The organism is Paenibacillus sp. FSL R5-0486, from assembly GCF_037975155.1.
GTDB classification, from domain to species: Bacteria; Bacillota; Bacilli; order Paenibacillales; family Paenibacillaceae; genus Paenibacillus; species Paenibacillus amylolyticus.
Map to the genome: position 1 here is coordinate 1,697,591 of NZ_CP150237.1, position 22,405 is coordinate 1,719,995.

Annotated in this window: 20 protein-coding genes and 1 riboswitch; of the genes, 15 read left to right on the plus strand and 5 right to left on the minus strand. The window is 49.4% G+C overall.

Going from position 1 to position 22,405, the window contains the following annotated elements:
• The first annotated feature begins 5 nt into the window (after positions 1-5).
• Both MKY01_RS07515 and MKY01_RS07520 read left to right on the plus strand, forming a co-directional pair.
• On the plus strand, positions 6-872 hold the full coding sequence (locus MKY01_RS07515) for an ABC transporter ATP-binding protein (protein WP_036669112.1): 867 nt from the start codon (positions 6-8) through the stop codon (positions 870-872).
• Entirely contained in the window at positions 865-1,491 is a 627-nt protein-coding gene (locus tag MKY01_RS07520) for an ABC-2 transporter permease (RefSeq protein ID WP_036610749.1), read from the plus strand. The genes MKY01_RS07515 and MKY01_RS07520 overlap by 8 nt, the downstream gene beginning before the upstream one ends.
• Positions 1,492-1,640: 149 nt before the next feature.
• Here the strand turns inward: MKY01_RS07520 and MKY01_RS07525 are convergent, their stop codons facing one another.
• Positions 1,641-3,062, minus strand: coding sequence for a PLP-dependent aminotransferase family protein (locus tag MKY01_RS07525; protein WP_339286056.1), 1,422 nt, complete (start codon positions 3,060-3,062; stop codon positions 1,641-1,643).
• Positions 3,063-3,182: 120 nt separating this feature from the next.
• Here MKY01_RS07525 and MKY01_RS07530 point away from each other — a divergent pair, with 120 nt between their 5' ends.
• Entirely contained in the window at positions 3,183-4,121 is a 939-nt protein-coding gene (locus MKY01_RS07530; protein WP_127544168.1) for an EamA family transporter, read from the plus strand.
• A gap of 64 nt (positions 4,122-4,185) precedes the next feature.
• Here MKY01_RS07530 and MKY01_RS07535 read toward each other — a convergent pair whose 3' ends face one another.
• Complete coding sequence (locus MKY01_RS07535) at positions 4,186-4,755, minus strand: TetR/AcrR family transcriptional regulator (protein WP_339286059.1); 570 nt, start codon at positions 4,753-4,755, stop codon at positions 4,186-4,188.
• A gap of 156 nt (positions 4,756-4,911) precedes the next feature.
• On the opposite strand from MKY01_RS07535, the gene MKY01_RS07540 reads away from it, so the two are divergent.
• Positions 4,912-6,438: an FAD-dependent monooxygenase gene (locus MKY01_RS07540; protein WP_339286060.1), complete on the plus strand. Its 1,527-nt coding sequence runs from the start codon at positions 4,912-4,914 to the stop codon at positions 6,436-6,438.
• A gap of 174 nt (positions 6,439-6,612) precedes the next feature.
• Here MKY01_RS07540 and MKY01_RS07545 read toward each other — a convergent pair whose 3' ends face one another.
• Positions 6,613-7,416: a Cof-type HAD-IIB family hydrolase gene (locus MKY01_RS07545; RefSeq protein WP_036610742.1), complete on the minus strand. Its 804-nt coding sequence runs from the start codon at positions 7,414-7,416 to the stop codon at positions 6,613-6,615.
• Positions 7,417-7,704: 288 nt separating this feature from the next.
• On the minus strand, positions 7,705-8,709 hold the full coding sequence (locus MKY01_RS07550; protein ID WP_036610740.1) for a lipoate--protein ligase: 1,005 nt from the start codon (positions 8,707-8,709) through the stop codon (positions 7,705-7,707).
• Positions 8,710-8,898: 189 nt separating this feature from the next.
• Between MKY01_RS07550 and cobD the strand changes: the two genes are divergently transcribed.
• From cobD to MKY01_RS07605, 11 genes are all read left to right on the plus strand, one after another.
• Positions 8,899-10,050 carry a threonine-phosphate decarboxylase CobD gene (gene cobD / locus MKY01_RS07555; RefSeq protein WP_339286062.1) on the plus strand — a complete coding sequence of 384 codons (1,152 nt, stop codon included), beginning with the start codon at positions 8,899-8,901 and terminating at the stop codon, positions 10,048-10,050.
• Positions 10,047-10,877, plus strand: a complete 831-nt coding sequence (locus MKY01_RS07560; protein ID WP_339286063.1) for an adenosylcobinamide amidohydrolase — start codon at positions 10,047-10,049, stop codon at positions 10,875-10,877. The genes cobD and MKY01_RS07560 overlap by 4 nt, the downstream gene beginning before the upstream one ends.
• Positions 10,878-10,921: 44 nt before the next feature.
• Positions 10,922-11,902 carry an adenosylcobinamide-phosphate synthase CbiB gene (cbiB, locus tag MKY01_RS07565; RefSeq protein WP_339287117.1) on the plus strand — a complete coding sequence of 327 codons (981 nt, stop codon included), beginning with the start codon at positions 10,922-10,924 and terminating at the stop codon, positions 11,900-11,902.
• Positions 11,893-12,579, plus strand: coding sequence for a histidine phosphatase family protein (locus tag MKY01_RS07570; protein ID WP_339286065.1), 687 nt, complete (start codon positions 11,893-11,895; stop codon positions 12,577-12,579). Before cbiB ends, MKY01_RS07570 begins: the two co-directional genes overlap by 10 nt.
• 180 nt (positions 12,580-12,759) lie before the next feature.
• A riboswitch (cobalamin riboswitch) is annotated at positions 12,760-12,878 on the plus strand.
• A gap of 411 nt (positions 12,879-13,289) precedes the next feature.
• A complete protein-coding gene (locus MKY01_RS07575) occupies positions 13,290-14,288 on the plus strand; it encodes an ABC transporter substrate-binding protein (RefSeq protein ID WP_339286067.1) in 999 nt (332 codons plus the stop codon).
• Positions 14,285-15,331 carry an iron chelate uptake ABC transporter family permease subunit gene (locus MKY01_RS07580; RefSeq protein ID WP_036610733.1) on the plus strand — a complete coding sequence of 349 codons (1,047 nt, stop codon included), beginning with the start codon at positions 14,285-14,287 and terminating at the stop codon, positions 15,329-15,331. The genes MKY01_RS07575 and MKY01_RS07580 overlap by 4 nt, the downstream gene beginning before the upstream one ends.
• Positions 15,328-16,140 carry an ABC transporter ATP-binding protein gene (locus MKY01_RS07585; protein WP_036610732.1) on the plus strand — a complete coding sequence of 271 codons (813 nt, stop codon included), beginning with the start codon at positions 15,328-15,330 and terminating at the stop codon, positions 16,138-16,140. The genes MKY01_RS07580 and MKY01_RS07585 overlap by 4 nt, the downstream gene beginning before the upstream one ends.
• A gap of 45 nt (positions 16,141-16,185) precedes the next feature.
• Positions 16,186-17,307, plus strand: coding sequence for a nicotinate-nucleotide--dimethylbenzimidazole phosphoribosyltransferase (cobT, locus tag MKY01_RS07590; protein ID WP_339286069.1), 1,122 nt, complete (start codon positions 16,186-16,188; stop codon positions 17,305-17,307).
• A complete protein-coding gene (cobU, locus tag MKY01_RS07595; protein WP_047842052.1) occupies positions 17,304-17,864 on the plus strand; it encodes a bifunctional adenosylcobinamide kinase/adenosylcobinamide-phosphate guanylyltransferase in 561 nt (186 codons plus the stop codon). The genes cobT and cobU overlap by 4 nt, the downstream gene beginning before the upstream one ends.
• Positions 17,861-18,751: an adenosylcobinamide-GDP ribazoletransferase gene (cobS, locus tag MKY01_RS07600; protein WP_339286070.1), complete on the plus strand. Its 891-nt coding sequence runs from the start codon at positions 17,861-17,863 to the stop codon at positions 18,749-18,751. Before cobU ends, cobS begins: the two co-directional genes overlap by 4 nt.
• A 125-nt stretch (positions 18,752-18,876) precedes the next feature.
• Positions 18,877-20,421 carry a cobyric acid synthase gene (locus MKY01_RS07605; protein ID WP_339287118.1) on the plus strand — a complete coding sequence of 515 codons (1,545 nt, stop codon included), beginning with the start codon at positions 18,877-18,879 and terminating at the stop codon, positions 20,419-20,421.
• 126 nt (positions 20,422-20,547) lie between these two features.
• Here the strand turns inward: MKY01_RS07605 and MKY01_RS07610 are convergent, their stop codons facing one another.
• Positions 20,548-22,248, minus strand: a complete 1,701-nt coding sequence (locus MKY01_RS07610; RefSeq protein ID WP_315371785.1) for a methyl-accepting chemotaxis protein — start codon at positions 22,246-22,248, stop codon at positions 20,548-20,550.
• Positions 22,249-22,405: the final 157 nt, after the last annotated feature.

A 22,405-nucleotide genomic window follows, 5' to 3' on the forward strand; every position in this document is an offset into this window, starting at 1 on the left:
GCATAATGAACGCTATCGAATTACGTAATGTAACCAAAACGTATCCCTTATTTAAAGTAGATAATGTATCTCTGGATGTGAAAAAAGGGTATATCACGGGACTTATTGGTCCGAATGGGGCGGGAAAGAGTACTTTGATCAAAATGATCACGGGTCTGATCCAACCCGATAAGGGGAGCCTCAAGACATTGGGCAGTGAGATGCCAAATCAGGAAGTTGATATCAAGCAACGCCTTGGCATTGTGTCAGATGAATGCTTTTATTATGAGCATCTAACGATCCGGGAGATGACACAAATGATCGCTCCTTTTTACACCAAATGGGATAATAAAGCGTTCAATGACTACTTAGATCAGTTCGAACTGTCTCCCAAAAAGAAAATCCAGGATCTGTCCAAAGGCATGAAGATTAAGTATTCTCTCGCCGTAGCTTTGTCGCATGAAGCGGATCTGCTGATTATGGATGAACCGACATCCGGGCTTGATCCTGTGTTTAGGCGGGAACTGCTTGATCTGCTTGCAGATATGATACAGGACGAAACAAGGTCTATTATTTTCTCAACGCATATTACGACGGATCTGGAACGTATTGCAGACTACATTACGTTTATTCATCAAGGGAAACTGGTGTTTAACGAGGCAAAAGATGATGTGCTGGAAAGGTATACGATTGTAAAAGGGGATATGGGTCTGCTTGATTCCGACATTCGGAAACATTTCATCGGAATACGCGAGACAGCCGTTGGTTTTGAAGCATTGTCGGATCATAAGGCAGAGGCCGAACAGTTATTTGGCAGGTTAGCTCTTTTACAAAGACCTACGTTAGAAGACCTCATTTATTTTACTGCGAAGGGAGGACGCAAATATGCTTAACTTGCTTCGTAAAGATTTCATTGTACTAAAAAGTTCACTGTGGACGATTGGGTTATACCTGGTGGTATTTAGTCTCGCCTTTATACCTAAGAGTGAAATGTCAATGTATTTTGTAGGCATCTACACAGCCTTTGGTTCGGTCATGCTGGCAACCATGATTGATATCAAGAACCATAATCACAATTTCCTGGTCACACTCCCCGTTAGCCGCAAACAGATTGTAAAAGCCAAGTACCTTTCTGCTATAATCTATACGTTATTCGGGGTACTCGCGTCGTTTGGGATTCACCAGCTTGTGAACCTGAATTATCCTGAACTGAACAAGCCGAATTATTCACTTAGGGATATTGTCATTGCCGTAGGCATGGTGCTTGTATTAGTTTCCATATACATGCCTCTTTTCTACGGACTTAGCAAAAAAGGTGCTGGTATCATCAATGCGATATTCATGGTCTGCATGATTATACTGGCGCAACCCGTTGCGTACCTGATGAATATGGCCAACGAGAACGGTATAATTACCACAACGACAATGGCATTGGTTTCTGTAGGCATTATAGGTTTGTTTTTGCTGTCCTATCTCATTACCATTCGCTTGTTTGCAAGAAAAGACCTCTAAGCACAGAGCGGGTGCAGGTAAATAAGGTAAATACTATAGAACACCAAAAGTAAAGTCGCCATAAGGCGACTTTTTTTGATGCAGCGATACGAGTGACAAATTGCACTTGATATTCTTCGGATTGGCTTCAATCCAAGAGTATCAAAATGTTACATTTCTTTCGCAAGCGTAATGAGCCTGTTCATGCCTTCCCGAATCTGCTGCTCATGTGCATAAGAGAAGGACAGGCGCAGCTTGCGACTGGCTGAATGATCCGAAGAATCAAATACGGTTCCGGGTACAAAGGCAACGGATTGTTCCATGCATCGGTGAAGCAGTCTCCCTGTATCCACACCCTCAGGAAGCTCTACCCAAAAGTTGAGTCCGCCCTCCGGCCGGGTCCACGTCCAGTCCGTTTCCAGCAGAGATTGTTCCATCACTTCCATCCGTAGCTGGATGGCGGTCCGCAGCTTGGACAGATGTTGATGCATGCGTTCTGACTGAAAATAACGGAGAAAAAGCTTCTGGTTCAGAAGGGGCGATCCGTTATCTGTCAGTGATTTTACAGCCTGTAGTCCTGGCATGAATCGCTGGCGGCATATGATGGCTGCAATCCGTAGCCCGGGTGCAACATACTTGCTGTAACTGCGGATGTACAGGGTGTGTCCAGTAGTGTCGTAGGTGAAAATGGGTGCAGGAGGTTTCTCCTTAAAATAGATATCATAGGTGCTATCGTCTTCGAGCAAAAAACATCCATACTGTTCTGCAAGTTCGGGTAACTGCTTGCGCTGTTCTACTGGAACGTTAACGCCAGTTGGATTATGAAAAGTTGGCGTCGTGTAGAATAAGCGTGGTTTCTCCGATTTCATCAGATGTTCGATCTGCTCCAGATCATAACCATCCGAGTGAATATCCGTAAAGATCAGACGAGCACCTTGTTTGCGGAAAATCTCCATTGCCGGTCCGTACGTAGGCCGTTCCATCAACACCCGATCTCCGGGTTTGACCAGCGTCCGCGAGATGACATCAATCGCTTGCTGCGCCCCCGAAGTAATGAGCACTTCGTCTGCGGAGAGATAGAAGCGTTCTTTTTTCGTTAGATGGCTTGCCAGCGCACTTCGCAATTCCAGATCTCCCTGAATCGTGGAATACGTTCCGAGCAAACGGGGATATTGATCTAGCAGATCACGCATTAGTTCTCCCCAATAACGGTTGGGCAACAGAGAGGGATCGATTAACGATTTGGAAAACTGGTATTCTGCTTCAAGGGACTGTACCCGTGCTAGTGAATCCCAATGCAGCCAGGCAGACACGGCGGGATCATCCGCCTGATCCGTTACTGAGAATGGAGTCGCTGGGCTGACATAATAGCCAGATTTGTCCTTCACATAAACACTCCCACGTTCCTTTAACTCCTGATAGGCTTTGAATACGGTCAGACGATGTACGCCGAGTAGCTCGGACAGGCTTCGTACAGATGGCAGTTTTTCATGTTCGGCCCACTCTCCCGCTTCTATACGTACAACGAGATAATGGATGACTTGCTCATATAATTTCAGGCTGTTATCTGTCATCATCATGGTTCTGCCCACCCGGCTCACACTCCTTTTGAACTCTATTGTAACAGCTAATGGGAGAAAACTGTTCTGTTTTGTTCATTCTGTTCTGTAGACCATGAGATATGATGGAGAACAGATAAAGGAGTGGTTATCATGGTGGGGATTGCATTTACGGTTATGTGTCTTATTTTCGGTACAACATTTCTGGCTATTAAAATTGGAGTAGAGGCAGGCATGCCTCCTTTTCTGTCAGCCGGATTGCGATTTTTAATCGCGGGAGCGCTGATGTTTGCATGGATGAGGATGAAGGGCAAAGTGAGCTGGTCGCTCCTGTTCCGCAAGGAGATGCTGTTGACGGGAGCGGGGCTGACCTTCGGCACCTTTGCCACATTATATTGGGCCGAACAGCATGTGAGCTCGGGTGTGGGTGCCATTCTGTCGGCGACAGGGCCGCTGATGATTATGTTGATGCAGACGGCGCTGTTACGACAAAAAACATCTGCCCGTATGATTGTGGGCTGCCTGATCGGGTTCACCGGTGTGGTACTGGTTGTGTTGCCAGGTGTATCGCTTGGTGCAGGTTCCCTGTTCATGTGGGGTTGTATCGCGGTACTAGTGGGGGAGGTCTGTTATTCAGCAGGTGCATTGTACTCCAAAAAGGTCATTCATCAGTTCAAGGAGGCTAGTCCTGTAGCGATCAATGCGGTGCAGATGATGTATGGGGGACTGCTGTTATCCCTGCTCTCGGTCGGAACGGAATCGTGGAATATGTCTGCTCTCGACTGGGTGCCTGCTGTGTCGTCGGTGATCTATCTGACTGTCATCGGCTCCATGGTGGGGCATAGTCTGTTCTATTGGATTATGTCGCGCACCAACCCATTGTTTCCAGCAACATGGTTATACATTTCACCACCCATTGCCGTAGGGCTTGGTGCTGTTGTCTACGGTGAGCATGTCAGCTGGGTTACATGGATCGGTGTAGTGCTGGTCGTTTCAGGTCTGCTGGCGATGAATGAGAAGGTGAGTGGCTGGTTGAAGAAAAGAAGTCGTGCGAGGATGACAGTGCAGGCTTCCGAATCTGTTCTAAAATAGGTAAAGTTTGAAAGTATGCAGCTCAATCTCAAAATCAGCCATTGATTTTAGGTTGAGCTGTTTGTTATTCCAACATGATGTTCTCATTCACCAGTAGGTAGTAATATTCATCCATCTGTTCTGCCGTAACATTTTCTTCGAAATGTTGTATCCACCACGTCACAAGTAAACGAATCACCCCCGAGTGAAACTCCGCTACAAGTTCTATGGGAGGTGAAAATTGTTTACCTCTTCTCTTCAATTCCAGAAAATCCCGTCTGAATATCTCTCCGATATAATGTATGAAAAAGTTGTTAAACCCCTCATCCTTCTGTTGGTTCTGCACGATGGTCTCCAGTACATTTCCGAACAGAATTTTAGATACGCTTTGCAAAGGCTGCTGTAATCGATTTTCTACATTCATGTGTAAATAATCCCGAAGGACCCAAGTTAGGGTGGAGGACAGTAGAGCAAATTTATCCTTGAAATGTTTGTAAAACGTTGTTCGGTGAACCATAGCTTTGTCACATAATTCATTAATTGTGAGGTTGCTGAATAGCTGGCCTTTCTCACATAACAGATCGAGTAGCGCCATCGTTAACAATTTATGAGTTCGGGTAACTCTCAAATCCACCTTTTTATCAATCATTTTCATCTACATCAGTTCCTTATTGTAGTTTAGCTATATAGTATCAACACATTGATTCTTACATGGAACGAGATTTCAAGTGTATATTGGTATTATAAGTAATTTTTTGATAGGGCTACAAGTGTAGATGAAATATGATGGATTAGAGAGGATGAAGTGGCGATGTCCGACATGAAAAAAGCTGTGGTGATCGGGGCAGGTATTGCAGGGTTAATCACTGCAAGGATGTTATCTGATTATTATGATGAGGTATGTATCATTGAGCGAGATGAATTGCCTTCTGAGCCGGCAAATCGGCAGGGTGTGCCTCAATCCTTTCATCCACATCGTGTATTACCGCGCGGCGGACTCATTCTGGAACATTACTTTCCCGGATACAATGACGAATTGGTCGCGCTTGGTGCCATTCCTTCACATGAAGAGAAGTTTATGATTGCCAATCGCTACGGTACATTAGTTAATATGGCGAATGCTGCTTCCTCATTCAAAATTGCATCGAGCAGCAGAGCCCTGCTGGAATGGGTACTGCGTCAGCGAGTCCAGAACATAGATCATATAAGTTTCTTAACGAGTACGGAGGTTACCGGGTTAATGGCATCAGAAGATCAGCGTTCGATTACAGGCGTGTATACCAAAGAAAGAGGTCGGGATAACCGGGAAGCAATGCTTGCAGCAGATATGGTTATTGATGCCGCGGGACGTTCTTCCAAATTGATCAGATGGCTTGAACAGATAGGGTTGTCCGTGCCTGAGCCGGAAGTGCTGAAGGTGTCTCTTGGTTACAGCACCCGCTATTATAAGATACCATCCTCTATTCAAAATGACTGGGGAACGGTGATAACAGAGTCCGATCCTGTGCAAGGAATTCGTGCAGGCATGTTGTGGCGCATTGAAAATGATATCGCCGGACTGTTACTGTTCAACGCAGGGGGAGACGAATATCCTTCAACTCATCCGGATGAGTTCCAAGAGCAAATCAAACATCTGTTTGCTTCGGATGAAATCGTAGCATTGGCAGACCAGCTGGAGCCTTTTCAAGGGCCTCGGGGATACCGTATTTCCGAGTCTGTCCGTCAACATTTTGAACTGATGGAGAATTGGCCCTCCGGATTACTCGTCCTTGGCGATGCATTTTGCAGCTTCGATCCGATCCATGGCCAAGGCATGACGGTTGCTGCAATTGAAGCCGAGACCATAGGGAAATGCTTGGATGAGCAGCGAATGCATCCTGAGCCGCAGTTTGAGCGCCAAGTGTTGCTCCGTATGCAGCAGGCCATTGAACCGGCCTGGTGGCTTAGTTCTGTGGCCGATCTGCGTTGGAAAGGGGTCGAACATGTTGGGCCTTCCCGAATGAAAGGAGTTACTTTTGCTCAGAAGTATATAAACTTGTTTACTAAGCAGGCGATGAAAAAGGCGAGTCAGGAAAATAATAAACATCTCTTTTTTACCCAGTTCCTGATGAATGCTCTAATCCTTCCTCCAAGTGAATACTTTAAAGGTGAAATCCTGAACATGATCCTGAACGACAACGGTTCCGAAGAAGAAATGGAGTTAAGAGCAGAGCTTGGTGTCCAAGATCCGGAGTTATTCCAGCAAAGAATAGATGAGATCATTCCGTCATTTCAACTGGAATTTGATGGGCAAATAAAAAAACTGCTTGAGTCTTTCCAGCATGCCATGAGCAAGTAAAACAATAAATCGTGGTGCGTGAAAGTTACCGCATTGTTGCTCTCAAAACATAAAAAATAACAGAGAAATATACCTAATATAATCGTTTAAATAGGATAATGAACATATTTTTAAAATCAAAAAAACAGCCCTGCACGGCGAAATTCGCCGGACTGGGCTGTTCGTTGATCTTATTTACTCTGCGTTCAGCACAAACTTCTCGATAACTTCTTTCACGCCGTCTTCGTTATTACTTGCCGTAATGTAATCCGCCAGCTCTTTCAGGGCAGGGATGGCATTTCCCATCGCTACACCAAGACCAGCAACTTCGAGCATCTCATGGTCATTCCAGGAGTCGCCGATGGCAATACACTCGCTGAGCTGGTGACCGAAATGGTCAGCCAGGAAGGTCAGGGCGTGGCCTTTAGTTCCTTCGTTGTGCATGATCTCCAGGAAGTAAGGTTTGGACTTTGTGATATGGACTTGAGGTCCGAGCAATTCACGCAAGTCAACGGCAACCTTATCCAAGTAGTCTGGCTCATCGATAATAAGCAACTTTGGTGTTTTTTGTTCGATGACTTTGATGAAATCAGATTCGATATAATATTGGGTGCCGTTTAATTTGGCATAATCACGCAGCTTGTCGTTTTCCTCACGGGCATATAACTTATCGTCAATGTATGTTTGAAGGTGGAGATTGTTCTCCAGGCAGTAATCATACAATTTGCGGGAAGCTTCCTGTGGAACGTAACGCTCATAAAGTACTTTTTCGTCCAGCAGGTTTTTCACCAATGCGCCTTGATACGTGATGATCGGAACGTTAAGTCCGGTTTGACGAGCCAGCGCTTGTGCGGAAGCATAAGCACGTCCAGTCGCCAGCGTTACAGTTACACCATGGGCAACTGCTTGTTCCAGTGCTGTCTGTGTAGCAGGGGTTACTTCTTTGTTGTCGTTAATCAGTGTGTCATCAATATCGATTGCAATCAATTTGTAGCTCATCTGTGTTTCTCTCCTTTTTTATCTGTATCTATTTGTATCTATACCCGACTTAATCTATATCAGTTCAACTAAACGTTTTACACGATAACGGAGAGGACAGAAAAAACCTGAAGAAGCGGAGCGTTCGCCTGAAAGCTTTCTGAAAGAAAGCTACATCGGAAGCATAAGCTATCCCCGGATTTTCCCTTTGAAGAAGGGAATCAAAAAAATCTGGGGATAACAGCGATCGGAAGGTTATTCTGTCATCGGAGTGGCAGGTGTAAACAATCTTGGGTTGAACTTATATACCTACTCTTCCAGGAAAACAAGGCCGATAAAGTCTTCCAGCTCAAGGTTGCCGAAGTAATGTTTTACATCCAGGCCCTCAAGTGCAGTACGCACCTCGGTTTCCTCATACCGCTTGCCGCGCAGCATATTTTCGATATCAGCTACATCGCCTACACCGAAGAAGTCACCAAAGATTTTGATATCTTCGATGCGTCCATCCTTGATGTTCATGCGCAGATCGATGATACCGACAGGGAATTTGCGAGTGTGCTTCACATTGCTTTCCGGAGACAAGCCATAGTTCCAGTCCCAGTTGTTATAACGCTCAGCGGAAATTTCCTTGATTTTGTCCCAGTCCTTGTCAGTCAGCTTGTATTGCGGGACGTCTTGTGGCTCCATTCTGAAAATGTGACGTAACAGCTCATCGCGGAACTGCTCAATCGTCAGGTTGGTGTCAATCAGATCCCGTATGTTGGCGACCCGGCTGCGCACGGATTTGGTGCTCTTAGATTTGAATTTTTCGGGATTGACGTTCAGGGAAGCCTGAACATGCTCCAGGTTCAGATCAAACATCAATGTGCCATGACTGAACATACGCCCACGTGTGGAGAACTGGGCATTGCCCGAAATTTTCTTTTCGCCGACTTGCAGATCATTACGCCCGGTCAACTCGGCATTTACACCAAGCTCGTGCAAAGCTTCAACCACTGGCTGGGTAAACTTGCGGAAGTTATGGAAGGATTGACCGTCATCCGCTGTAATAAAACTGAAATTCAGGTTGCCCAGATCATGATATACCGCTCCGCCTCCCGAAAGACGACGAACCACCTGCACACCGTTATCCTGAACGTACTCGATATTAATTTCTTCAATCGTATTTTGATGTTTTCCGATGATGATCGACGGACGGTTGATGTAGAACAGCAGATAGCTGTCATCCTCCATCGGCAGATGTTTCAGAATGTACTCCTCAATCGCAAGGTTTACAGAAGGATCTGTAATGCCCTGGTTGTCTACAAACAGCATGGTCATTCCTCCATTAATGTATGTGAGGGATTGCTAGTCCCTTATGTAGTGAACCTTGTATATCAAAAGGAACCGAAATTCCTCTTCTATTGTAAACGAATTATGGTTGGGACACAAAGAAAACAGGATTGACCCACACCTCCCGTGCCATCCATAATAAAAAGGACATACAGAAAGGATGACGGAAGAATGACCGGTTATATCGAAGTGTTCGGACATGGCGGGGACGTGGAGACGGCTGCGTCACGATTTGGGAGGGAAGCCGCTGATTTTCTGGATTTCAGTGCCAACATTAATCCACTCGGTCCACCCAGAGGGGTGCTGGAGGCTATACAGCAAGGATTGCAGTCGGTGATTCGGTATCCCGATCCGGCGCATCGCGGATTCAAAGCACTGCTGAGCGAGCGTCTTGGTGTGATGCAGGAGCTGATTTCCGTGGGCAACGGCGCAGCCGAAAGCATGGCGCTCATTCTGCTGGGGCTTGCCCCGCGCAAGGTGGGTACGGTGGAACCGGGATTTTCGGAGTACCGGTCGTTGGCACGACAATTCGGTGCCGAGGTTGTGCATACGGAGGGAAGAGAAGAACTGGCGTGGCGAGCGGAACCCGAGGAAATCGAGGAGCTCATGGAAAAGGTAGACCTGCTCTTCCTCGGCCAGCCCAACAATCCAAACGGTGTACAATATCCACTTGAGGTATTACAAAGGCTTGCCCGCAAAGCGGAAGAAACGGGAACCGTACTTGTCATTGACGAGGCCTTTATGGATTTTATTCCGTTAGACCGGCGTCAGTCCCTGGCAACACATCTGAATGACTATCCGAATGTGATCATCATTCGCTCGATGACAAAGTTTTATGCCATACCGGGCTTGCGTCTCGGATATGCTCTGGGCCGTGCCGAATACATTCAGGCGATGACAAAGAAACAGGTGACCTGGAGTGTCAACGGTCTGGCGCTCATGGCAGGGGAAGCCTGTCTGCGCAGTGGAGAACGGTACGAACAGGAGACCATGTCACAGATCACGCGGGAACGGGGGCATCTCATCGAAGGGCTGAAGGCGTACGGATGTGCGGTGACACCGGGAGAGGCGAACTTTATTTTGGCACGTGTGCCGGCCCCTTGGACAGCGGCATCAATGCAGGAGGCGCTGGGCCGAAGAGGCATTCTGATTCGCAGCTGTGCCATGTATCCGGGGCTTGACAAAGGGCATGTACGTTTCGCGGTCAAGGATGCAGATGCCAATGCTACATTACTGGAAGGGCTGGGCAGCGTGCTGGAAACCAAGGGATATCCGAATGTCGATCAGACGAAAGATGAGGAACAGGGAGGGAAGCGGCAATGACACTCCCGTTTTATAACTACTTTACGAATGGAGAAACAGAAGAGAATGAATATGCTTCCTCTTCCTGGCCGGGACTGAACATATCCGCACATGAACGACATATCAAAGCTCAGAGCCCAAGGTCTGCCCAAGCGCTGTCGAGTGCGGTATATGGCGGCGGGATGCTTGAACTGGATCGCATATTTAACCTCTATGTGGACAGGCATTACCGCTGTGATGATCCGCCGCGTGATATCGAACAAGCGCTGAATGAATGGCATGAGCCACGCGATCAATGTGCCGGATTATTGACGGCCGTAAGGCTGGAGCATACCTCCATTCGGGAATATACAAGTGATGAATTTGGCCTTCTGTGCTGCACCACTGCGGGTGTATCAAATGCCGCACGAGCGGGGTCGGAGAGAACGGTATTTGATGCGGCGGGAAATAAGACGATGTCTTCCGGCAGGGAGCGATCTGCTCCTTCAGCACGGAATCTGACGATGCCATCCTATGTCCCGGGTACAATTAACATCATGCTCTGGTTGAATGGACGCATGACCAGCGGGGCGATGGTGAATGCAGTACAGACGGCGGTGGAAGCCAAAGCGGCCGCGCTGGCGGATGCGGGTGTTCTGGATTCGGAGAACGGGTTGCCCGCCACCGGTACTACAACCGATGCCATTGTGTTGGCGGTACGTCAGGCAGTGGAGGAACCTCATCCGATGATCACTTATGCCGGGACAGCAACTACGGCAGGGGCGGCGATTGGCAGATTGGTATACGACACGGTAACGGAAAGCCTTCGGGCCGGACTGTTATGGAAAGAGAGGGTCAGGAACAAATGACTTTTGAGGTGGAGCATCTATGGACCTGGCCGTTCTGGACAGGCATGGCGGGAGCCTGGATTATTATACTGGCGTACCTGTTGGACCGATGTATTGGAGATCCGCGCTGGATTCCCCATCCGGTGATTGGCATGGGAAAAGGCATCTCGGCGTTGGAGCGTGTCATTCGCTCGCGTGTGAACACAGATTCGGGGCTGAAGAGAGCCGGGCTGTTGTTCCCGATTGTGATTGCGGGGGGTTCTTTTGCCATCACTTGGGGACTCGTATATGTTCTTAGGCTGATTCATCCTGTCATTGCAGCGGTAGCTGAAGTGGTGCTCATTGCAACGACCATTGCTTCAAAAGGGCTGAAGGATGCAGGCATGGAAGTATATCGTCATCTGAAGCAGCAGGATTGGCCGGCGGCCAGACGTTCACTGGGCATGATTGTTGGACGTGATACGGCGCATCTGGATGAACCCGAGGTTGTGCGGGGAACGGTAGAGACGGTTGCCGAAAATATCGTGGATGCCATTGTATCGCCGTTATTCTATGCGCTCATTGGAGGCGCTCCGCTTGCTATGGCTTATCGCGCCGTCAACACGCTGGATTCCATGGTTGGATATAAAAATGACAAGTATCTGCATCTTGGCTGGGCCTCGGCCCGTCTGGATGATGTGGCGAACTGGATACCTGCCCGGCTGACCGCGATTCTGTTAATCGTGGGTGCCTGGGTCATGAAGCTGGACGCCAAAGGAGCAGCACGCATGGTTGCACGGGATGCAAGACTACATCCAAGTCCGAATAGCGGTTTTCCCGAATCAGCGGTGGCTGGAGCACTGGGCATCCGGCTTGGCGGACATAACGTGTATCACGGCGTTGCTTCATTTCGTGCCTACATGGGTGAAGCCACACGGCCGATGGAAGCCGAGGATATTGTGCAAACGTCACGTCTGATGTTCTGGTCGGCAGGGGCTTTTGTGGTACTATGCGTGTTCATAACGCTGGGTGTGTGGCTGGCAGGAGGGACGTTGTTATGGCCGTAAATGAAGAGAATGCAGGCAATGAAGTACATAGGGATCAACCCGGGCCGCTGAAACGAAACATTCTGTGGGTCCGTCATGGGACAACGTTGTGGAATGTGGAAAAAAGATACCTGGGGCATACCGACATCGGTCTGCTGCCAAATGCCAAAGAAGAGCTGGCTCCGCTTCATGAACAATTGAGCGGTGTTTCGTGGAATGAGGTATATTGCAGTGATCTACTTCGCTGCCGACAGACGCTGGAACAGATTCTTCCTGATGCCATCGGACAGGTGAAGTTCGACTCGCGCCTGCGCGAGAATGATTTTGGACAGTGGGAAGGGCTGACGTATGATCAGCTTAAGGATAACCCTGTGTACCGAAACTGGATTGATACGCCGCAGGAAGTCACTCCGCCCGGCGGGGAATCGTGGCAGGAGTTTACCGGACGGTTGGATTCCTTTCTCCAAGTGATGTTGTTGGAGGGTCGTCCTTCAATGCACGTTGATGAGGGGCGCGAGTCAACCATAGTTGTGGTTACGCATGGTGGTGTCATCCGGTATGCCTTGTCCCGTCTGATTGCCGGGCTTGGGTTCTGGGATACACATGTCGTACCGGGACAGGTGATTCAGGTTCAGCTTGAACAACAGGGGAATCATTGGTTTGGCAGCATAGTGACTTTTCCGCCAATCGGGTTGTAAGGATGTACAATATACCCTATAATCACAACAGAAGTGTGACTTCAGCATGGATGCAGATTCGCTGCAGGCTGTGAAGCCTGAACGAGTATGTAGCATGCAGAAATTACACGACAATGGTTTACCATATCAGCGACCAAGGGTCCCGCGTGTGAAGGCTGTTTTCATGGCAAATTTAGTACGAGTCATGAAACACACAAGGGTGAAATGGGGAAGCCGGTGCAAATCCGGCACGGTCCCGCCACTGTAAAACAGGATGATTCCTGTAAGTCAGGTTACCTGCCCTGGACGTACAAACCGGTGTTCCTTCGAGGAAAGGACAGCGTTTCGGGCTATTCTATGCGCTTGGACAACCCTTGGTTGAACATGTACAGATCGCCATATGCGAGACGTCATCCCTGATCCTTGTCCAAGGATTGGGGATTTTTTTTATTGTTCATGTAAGATGAACCGAGACCAATTTTACACGAGGTCACTCCGATTGCAGTACCATCTTCCGATCGCTGTTATCCCCAGATTTTTTGATTCCCTTTTTGAAATGGAAAATCCGGTGATAAAGGCGAACACTTCGTTTCTTCAGATTGGTTCTGCACTCTCCGTTAGCGTGTAAATGTTGCAGTTCAAACCTTACACAGGAACACCAAGACATGGGGAATAAGAGTTCGAGCACGATGCAAGAAAATAGTACAAATAGAGAAGGGGAGAATAACAGAATGAATTTCAAAAATTGGAAAAACGTAGCGTCCCTGCTAAGTGCAGCGGCACTCGCACTGGCTTTGGCCGGATGTGGCAATGCAACAACAAACGAGGGCACAGGTACTTCACAGCAACCGGCACAGGAGCAGTCCCAAGGCCAGGCGCAGACGGACCTCAAAACACAATATCCACTGACAGTTACGGATGCAACGGGTGAATCATTCACCTTTGAAAAGGCACCGGCCAAAATCGTATCCGTGTCTCCAGCTGAGACGGAATCCCTGTTTGCCCTTGGATTGGACGATCAGATCGTTGGTGTATCCGACTATGACGATTATCCGGAAGCGGCAACAACCAAAGCTAAAATGGGCGGTATTTCCAAGCCAAATGAAGAAACGGTTATTGCAGCAGATGCGGACATCGTGTTCACAGGTATTTCAATGAGCGAGGATGCGGTGAAAAAGCTGCGTGATTTGGGTATTACCATATTCAAAACGGATCCCAAATCCATCGACGATGTCATGAGTAATATCGAAACGTTCGGTAAAATTACCGATCATCAGGAGCAGGCACAGAAGTTAATCACACAGATGAAGCAGGATGTAGCGGATGTGACGGAAGCGGTGAAAGCCGTTAAACCGGAGGAAAAGAAAAAAGTATATATTGAGTTCTCCCCAGGTTGGACCGTAGGTAAGGGTGAGTTCATGGATGAGTTGATCACCGTAGCCGGCGGTACCAATATTGCTTCGGACAAAGAGGGCTGGTATGAAATTAATGAAGAAAACGTGATTGCCTCCAACCCGGATGTGATCCTGTATGCCAACGATGTAATTGACGAAAACTCTAAAACACTGGATCAGATCATCAAGGCGCGCAGCGGCTGGGATGAAATTACGGCTGTGAAAAATGACGCGGTTATTGGCCTGGATGCCAACCTGCTGAGCCGTCCGGGTCCACGTGTAACTCAAGGGTTGAAAGAAGTAGCCAAAGCGATCTACCCTGACTTGTTCCAATGAGTAAAAAGCTGATCCTGTTCGGAACGACGGGCATGGTGCTGCTGGTGCTCACCGTGCTCATCTGCACGGGCATTGGTTCAGTAGCGTTGCCGATCCGGGATATTGCAGGCATCCTGATTCACAAAATTCCCTGGGTGGGCGATTGGATTACACCGGATTGGAATAAGGCAGCCGAACAGATTATCTGGAAAGTCAGATTCCCACGTGTACTGCTTGCCGTGCTCGTGGGCGCATCGTTGGCGATTGCCGGTACGGGATTCCAGGGGGTTCTTCGGAACCCGCTGGCAGACCCGTTCACCCTGGGCGTATCATCCGGTGCTTCGGTGGGTGCAGCCTTTCTGATTTTCTTCGGATTGCAGTATGCACTGATCGGAATCTGGACGTTGCCACTGGTGGCGTTTTTGACGGGTGTAATCACGTTATGGTTTGTTATGGCACTGGCTCGTGAAGGGCGTAAAATACCTACACATAGCCTCATTCTGGCTGGTGTGGTCATGCAAAGTTTCCTGGGCGCAGTTGTTTCCTTCCTGTCGACCATGTCGAAACAGACGATTAATGAAATTATATACTGGACGATGGGAAGTCTGGCTCTGCGTGGGTGGTCGTATACGGCCATCCTTTTCCCGTATTTTCTGTTAGGGCTGGTCTTTCTCTGGAGCCGCGCACGCTCGTTGAATGTGCTTGCACTGGGAGAACGTCAAGCCGCACATATCGGGATCGGAGTGGACAGACTCAAGCTGTCCGTGCTGGCAGTTGGCACACTGCTGACCGCAGGTGCTGTCTCGGTATCGGGTGTCATCGGATTCGTTGGATTGGTGATCCCGCATATGTTAAGACTGCTGGTGGGACCGGATTACCGACTGCTGGTACCTTTGTCTGCCATTGGTGGAGCGATCTTCATGGTGTGGGCAGATACCATCGCAAGGTCGTTGCTGGCGCCAACTGAAATTCCGCTCGGTGTTGTCACCGCCTTTGTTGGTGCGCCGTTCTTTGCTTACCTGCTGAACCGGAACAAAAAGTTGCAGAAGGGGATGATGCCATGAATTCCAGTACCAGTTCCAACTCGACTTCACTTATCTCCATTAAGGGAGCAGGGAAGTCATATGGCAATCATCAGGCGCTGCACAATGTAGACTGGCATGTTGGCGAAGGTGACTGGTGGGGAGTTGTCGGACCAAACGGCAGTGGCAAGTCCACCCTGATCCAGCTTATTGCCGGAACGGAACAGTTAAACGAAGGTCAGATTCGTATCGATGGTCGAGACATCGGCTCTTACAGCCGTAAGGACCTGTCGCGCATGATCGCTGTATTGCAGCAGGATGGCTTACCAGCCATCTCCTATCCCGTGCGAGACGTGGTGGAGATGGGGCGATATCCATACCAGAACTGGCTGGGGCGGGAAGTGGGCGATGGGGCACTTGTAGTGGACAGGGTGCTTGAAGACCTTGGATTGACAGAGCTGGCGGACAGACCGCTGGATGCACTCAGCGGCGGGCAACGGCAGCGGGTCGCACTAGCCAAAGTTATGGCTCAGGAGCCGAGGTTACTGCTTCTGGACGAGCCGACCACGTTTCTGGATATTAAATATCAATTGCAATTCATGGAATTGTTATCGGCATGGCGACAGAGAAATAACATTACGATTGTGGCTGTGCTACATGATCTGAATCTGGCCGCGTTATTTTGCGATCACATTCTGGCGCTGCGTGAGGGCATGGCGGTTGGAAAGGGTACACCTCATACGTTGATCAACGATGAGAATATCCAGGATATATTTCGCGTCAAACCCGCGATTGTCTCTCATCCCGACCATGCCATACCTCAACTGCTGCTGCGGCGGGACATCGATTAAATGAAGCGGGGCAACCCATATTTTGATGAAGGAAGTGCTGGTTGTATGAATAATGAACAGGTGTTGGAGCAATTAACGAAAAAGATTACTGCTCCTGACCAGGAAGTGGCGGCAGAAACCTCTGCGCACGTGGATTCGTTGACGAAGCCGCCGGGGAGTCTGGGCAAATTGGAAAAGCTGGTGATCCGCCTGGCAGGCATGACGGGCAATGCACGTCCGCGTTTTGATCACAGGGCGGTCATTGTCATGGCCGCGGATCACGGTGTAGTGGAAGAGGGCATCAGTGCTTTTCCTGCCGAAGTGACCCCGCAGATGGTCCTGAATTTCCTCGCTGGAGGTGCGGCAGTGAATGTGCTTGCCCGTCACGCCGGAGCAGATGTGATCTGTGTGGATATTGGTGTGAATGCCGATCTTGAACATCCGGACCTGCTTTCCCGCAAAATTCGCAAAGGCACGGCCAACATGGCCCGGGGTGCAGCGATGACCCGGGATGAGGCAGTCAGCGCTATCCTTGCAGGAGCCGAAGTTGTATCGGCAGAGGTGGCGAAGGGAACACAGCTGTTTGTCACCGGGGAGATGGGAATTGGCAACACTACTGCAAGTGCTGCGGTAATGAGCGCGTTAACCGGAGTTGCACCAGCTGCCGCCGTGGGGCGAGGAACCGGCATTGATGATGCAGGCTTGCAGCGCAAGGCTGCTGTAGTCAGCCGGGCGCTTAGCGTAAACGCACCAAACCCGGAAGATGCACTGGATGTTCTGTGCAAGGTGGGTGGACTGGAGATTGCCGGACTCACAGGGGTTATCCTCGCAGCAGCAGCTCATCATTGTCCGGTCGTTGTAGACGGGTTCATCTCTACCGCCGCAGCGCTGGTGGCGAGACAACTTGCACCTCTGAGTACAGCTTATATGATCGCTTCTCATACCTCACACGAAAATGGACATGAAGCGCTGCTGCGTGAACTGGACCTGAAAGCGATGCTGGATCTGGACATGCGTCTGGGTGAAGGCACGGGCGGCGTGCTTAGTCTTCATCTGATTGACGCAGCCTGTCTCATTCTGAATGAGATGGCAACCTTTGCAAGCGCGGGTGTCTCGGATGGAACAAGCCCTGCTCCAGATTCTGCTACGTCGGTTGATTCATCCCTGCAAGGAGAGAGTTCACGATGAGTGTACTGGTGACAGGCGGCGCACGCAGTGGCAAAAGTTCCTTTGCCGAGCGTCTCTGCATGCAACGTTCCTCGGAGGCCTGGTATGTGGCGACAGCTCAGGCGTACGATGATGAAATGCGTGAGCGTATCGCCATGCATCAGCATCAGCGCGAGGCATCAGGGTATCTGTGGCATACAACAGAAGAGCCGATACATCTACCTGCTTTGATAAGCCGCATGGGTGAAGGGCATACAGGGACTTCTGCACCCACCATTCTGGTGGATTGCCTGACGCTGTGGCTGACAAATGTTTTGTTAGCGCATGAGCATGACGAGAAGCAGGTGTTACAGGCACATTTAGACGCGTTGGTTGAAGCGATTCGAACCTATCCCGGTTTGCTTGTTTTGGTTACAAATGAAGTGGGAGATGGGATCGTACCGGAATATGCCCTTGGCAGGAAATATCGGGATTTGGCCGGTGTACTGAATCAGCGTATTGCGGCGATATGCGGTGAAGTGTTTCTGGTGACCGTAGGCATTGCGATTGAACTAAAAAGCAAGGAGTACCGCTTATGAAGGATGGCACGCCTGCTCCTCAGCGTAAACATGCGGCGGCAGCCGCTTTTCAATTTTTGTCCCGTTTCCCTGTCAAAATGCAAATCGATTTTGTCCCGCCGTTGCTGCGGGAAAGTGTTGTCTTTTATCCGCTGGTCGGTGCTGCAATCGGTCTGTGTGTCTGGCTCGCGGGAGCCTTAAGCGGTGCAGTGCTTCCGGCCTTTCCGGCTGCCGTCCTGACCTTGACGTTATGGGTATGGCTTACCGGAGGGCTCCATCTTGACGGATGGATGGATACGGCGGATGGCTTGCTCAGTTATCGTACCCGTGAACGGATGCTGGAGATTATGAAGGACAGCCGTGTCGGGGCAATGGGCGTGATCGCCTGCGTGTTGCTTCTGATGATGAAGGCTGCGCTGATCGCTGATTTTATTGCCCGGGGCCACTGGGTGTACGGTGCGTTGCTGATCCTGCCCATGATCTGGAGCCGCTGGTTCATGGTGTATGCGATGTCGGCCTGGCCGAATGCGCGCGAAGATGATGGACTTGCTGTATTGTTTAAAGGTCTCGGGGAGCGGAAGGAGGTCCAGCGTGCACGAAGTTCAGCTGTGGGCCTGACCTTGGTCGCAGGGGCACTTACGTTTGCCTCGGTGTGGCTTTTCAAGCCGGATATGGGGATTGCGGATGCGATGGTGAGTGGGCTGGGAACACTGCCATGGTGGCTATACCCGGTGACGGCAGTTATTATACTGCCTGTGGCGTGTTATTATATCGGCCGATTCGTGGCTGCCCGGATCAGTGAACGGCTCGGCGGTTTAACCGGGGATACGTATGGTGCCATGAATGAGCTGCTGGAGGCGGCTTTGTTGACCGTGCTGAGCGTGCTTCAAGGACTGTTCTGGCTGTAACTTTTGAGTAAGAAGCAGTATGGAAAGTGTTACGCATGAGGTTGGGAGCAAGGTGATCTGGATATAACACGGAGACAGGGGGAGAGAGTGTGGAAGATAGGCCATCACAACCAGCGGCGGTACTGATGCTGCAAGGAACGGCTTCCGATGTAGGCAAAAGTGTCATCACAACGGCATTGTGCCGGATTTTTAAGCAGGATGGCTTCAAGCCTGCTCCGTTCAAGTCACAGAATATGGCACTGAATTCCTATGTGACGGAAGATGGCAAGGAGATTGGTCGGGCCCAGGGGGCACAGGCCGAAGCCTGTGGTATTGAGGCGACAACCGATATGAATCCAATCCTGATCAAGCCGGTGAGGGACATGCATTCGCAGATCGTGGTACATGGTGTACCTTTTGCCCAGATGAGTGCATCGGACTACCGTCAGCATTTCCTGCCTGAAGCAAAGCAGACGGTTATGGATGCGTTGAACCGGCTACGGGATACCTATGATATTGTGCTGATGGAAGGAGCGGGCAGTCCGGCCGAGATCAATCTGAAGGACCGGGATATCGTCAACATGAATCTGGCAGGCTGGGCCGATGCGCCGGTGATTCTGATCTCCGATATTGATCGGGGCGGAGTGTTTGCTTCCATTGTAGGTACGCTGGAGCTGCTGGAACCCCATGAGGTGGTGCGAGTCAAAGGGTTCATTATCAACAAGTTCCGCGGTGATCTGTCCCTGTTGCAACCAGGACTCGACTGGCTCGAAGAACGGACAGGCATTCCAGTATTAGGTGTTTTGCCTTACATAAGAGATATTCAGATTGAAGCAGAGGATTCGGTGGTGCTGGACTCCATGCGTCATGGTAAATCCGGCAAAACCGAGCTGGATCTGGCGGTGATCCGATATCCGCGAATTTCCAACTTTACAGACTTTGACGCACTTTCCCGTGAACCGGATGTGAATGTGCGTTACGTGACCTCGCCAGAGGAATTGGGCAGTCCGGATGCCATTCTTCTACCGGGTACGAAGGATACCATAGGTGACCTGGCATTTCTGCGTGAGTCTGGACTGGAACAGGCGATTGCGAGCCAGACCGAGCGTGAGCATGTTCAGCTCGTAGGAATATGTGGCGGATACCAGATGCTGGGACGTCATCTGAAGGACCCGTTTGCTGTGGAGGCGAATCAGATCCAGGAAGCTAAAGGACTTGGCTGGCTCCCGCTATCGACAACATTTCTTCAGGAAAAGCAGACCGTCAGAGCTTCCGGACGGGTGCAGCCTGATCACCCGATTCGTCTGTATGGTGAGCAAGATGTAGCAGATGCTTCATTACCCATTAACGGATATGAGATTCATATGGGCGTTACGGAGTGTCACGAGCCTGAACGTGTAACGGCGTTGTTTGAAATCTCGCATCCAGGTGGTCAACCTTTCCAAGAAGGCTGGGGCTCAGTAGATGGCAGGGTGTGGGGAACCTACCTGCATGGTTTGTTTGAAAGTGATCAATTCCGACGTTCGTGGCTGAATGCCTTGCGTGCAGGAAAGGGACTGGCTCCACTTCAGGAGACGTATAGTGCGCATGAACGTAAGGAGATGGAGTTTGATCGGGTAGCCGAATCGTTGCGTTTGGCATTGGATATGAAGCGTGTGTACGAGATTATGGGTGTTCAGGCACCTGAGTGAAACAACAATACCCCCATGTCCGGCAAACCGTTCTCTAGAAACGGAATGTTAGCGACATGGGGGTATTGTATATCCTATGATTAAATGAGGTTTAAAACAGGTGATGATAGGTTAATGGTTAACCTGTTAGTTTATTTTGAAATTTTTCATGGCGGATTGAAGCTCTACAGCTTGTTCATGCAGATGACGAACTGTATTCGAATGGGAATCCATCTCGCTGAGCTGAAGGTCTGCTGTTGAAGCAATCTGTAACATGCTCTCACGAGATTTGGTCGTAATCTGTGCCGTTTCTTCAACGGATGCACTCACTTCTTCAGCACCAGCAGATACTTGTTGTGTAGAAGCCGAGACGGTCTGGATGGTCAGATTCACGTTCTGAATCAATTCATTCAGCTGCTGGAAGGCTGATCCTGCTTGTTGAACGACCGTTGTGCCTGAACCAATCTCTTGGGTTACACGGTTCATGGCGTCAACGGAGCGTTCAGCGTCTTCACGAATGGTACCCAGATAATCCGAAATTTCTTCGGTGGCTGTCTTGGATTGCTCGGCAAGTTTGCGAACTTCTCCAGCAACAACAGCGAATCCGCGACCATGCTCTCCGGCACGTGCTGCCTCGATGGAGGCGTTGAGTGACAGCATGTTAATCTGTTTGGTGATTTCAAAAATGGAAGCTACAATGGCGCCGATGGCTACCGAACGTTCATTCATAGTTTCAACATATCGCAACGATTCGCTTGCTGTCTGGCCTACACGCTCCATCTGCTCAATGGCATTCTGAGCCAGTCGGTTACCGTTAACTGCCTCGTTGGCTGCTTCACCAATCTGGTCAGACACTTCAGCAGAAGAAGAAGCAATATGCATGATACCTTGCGTAATTTCTTCCATAGCTCTGGCGTTCTCGGATGCGCTTGACGCAATGCTGATGCTGCCTTTTTCTGCATCTTCTGCAGAGCGGCTGGAGTTTCGAACCATACCGGACATCGATTCAACCCGCTGAAGCAGGTCATTGGAGCCTGATACAACTTCATTGGACGTGGACAAGGCACGGCTAATCATTTCTTTCAGGTTATGCGTCATCGTCTGGAAGCTTGCGGCAAGCTGGGCAATTTCATCTTTACCTTTGATCTCTAGTTCAGCGGTTAGATCACCCTGGGATATTTGTTTGCTATGTTGGACGAGCTTGATGATTGGTTTGGTAACTCTTTTGATCATACTAGTGGAGATAAGCCAGCCGAGCACAAACACTAATGCTGTAATCCCAAGGCACAACCAGAAAATCTGGGTAATCTTGTCTTGAATGAACTGGGCATCCATGCTCACAGCCATAATCATGTTACTTCCTGCAATGGGGATAAAGGCTGCTTTATGTACACCAAAGGAATCGGAGTAGACCTCACTGATTACCATTTCTTTGTTCTCAATAGCTGCATTCATTGCGGGTTCTACACTAATCTCATCCTGGGCTTTCATGTTTGAAGAAGGGTTGGCCACAACGACTTTGGCTGAGCCATCTTGAATAGCAACAACGTAAGCCGCATCCAAATTATGTTCTTTTGCTTTATCTGCCAGGTACGATTCCACGGTCATGGCAGCACCTTCAGAACCGGCTCCGCCACTCTGTACCTGTAGGATTTTGGATGCTGAAGTATTCTTGTATATATCCTGAATGGACGTGTTTAGGACTTTGTCAAACTGCGGTAGCACGTAGCTTTGAATAATATTCATCGATACGGCATAAAAACTAATACTGAACAACAGGGAAGCAACCAGCAGAACGAGGAACAAGGTGCCTCTGATTTTACCGGCAACGGTGCGATTACGAAACATATGATCATCCTTTCACGTCAAGTTCATTAACATTGTCGCTTTTCCGTAATCCTAAGACCTATCTACCAATGAAGAAAGACCTAAATTGAACATTGAGAAAACGTGGGAATAAGCGGATATACCTATATTACAAAATTAACCGGAGGTTGAATAGAAC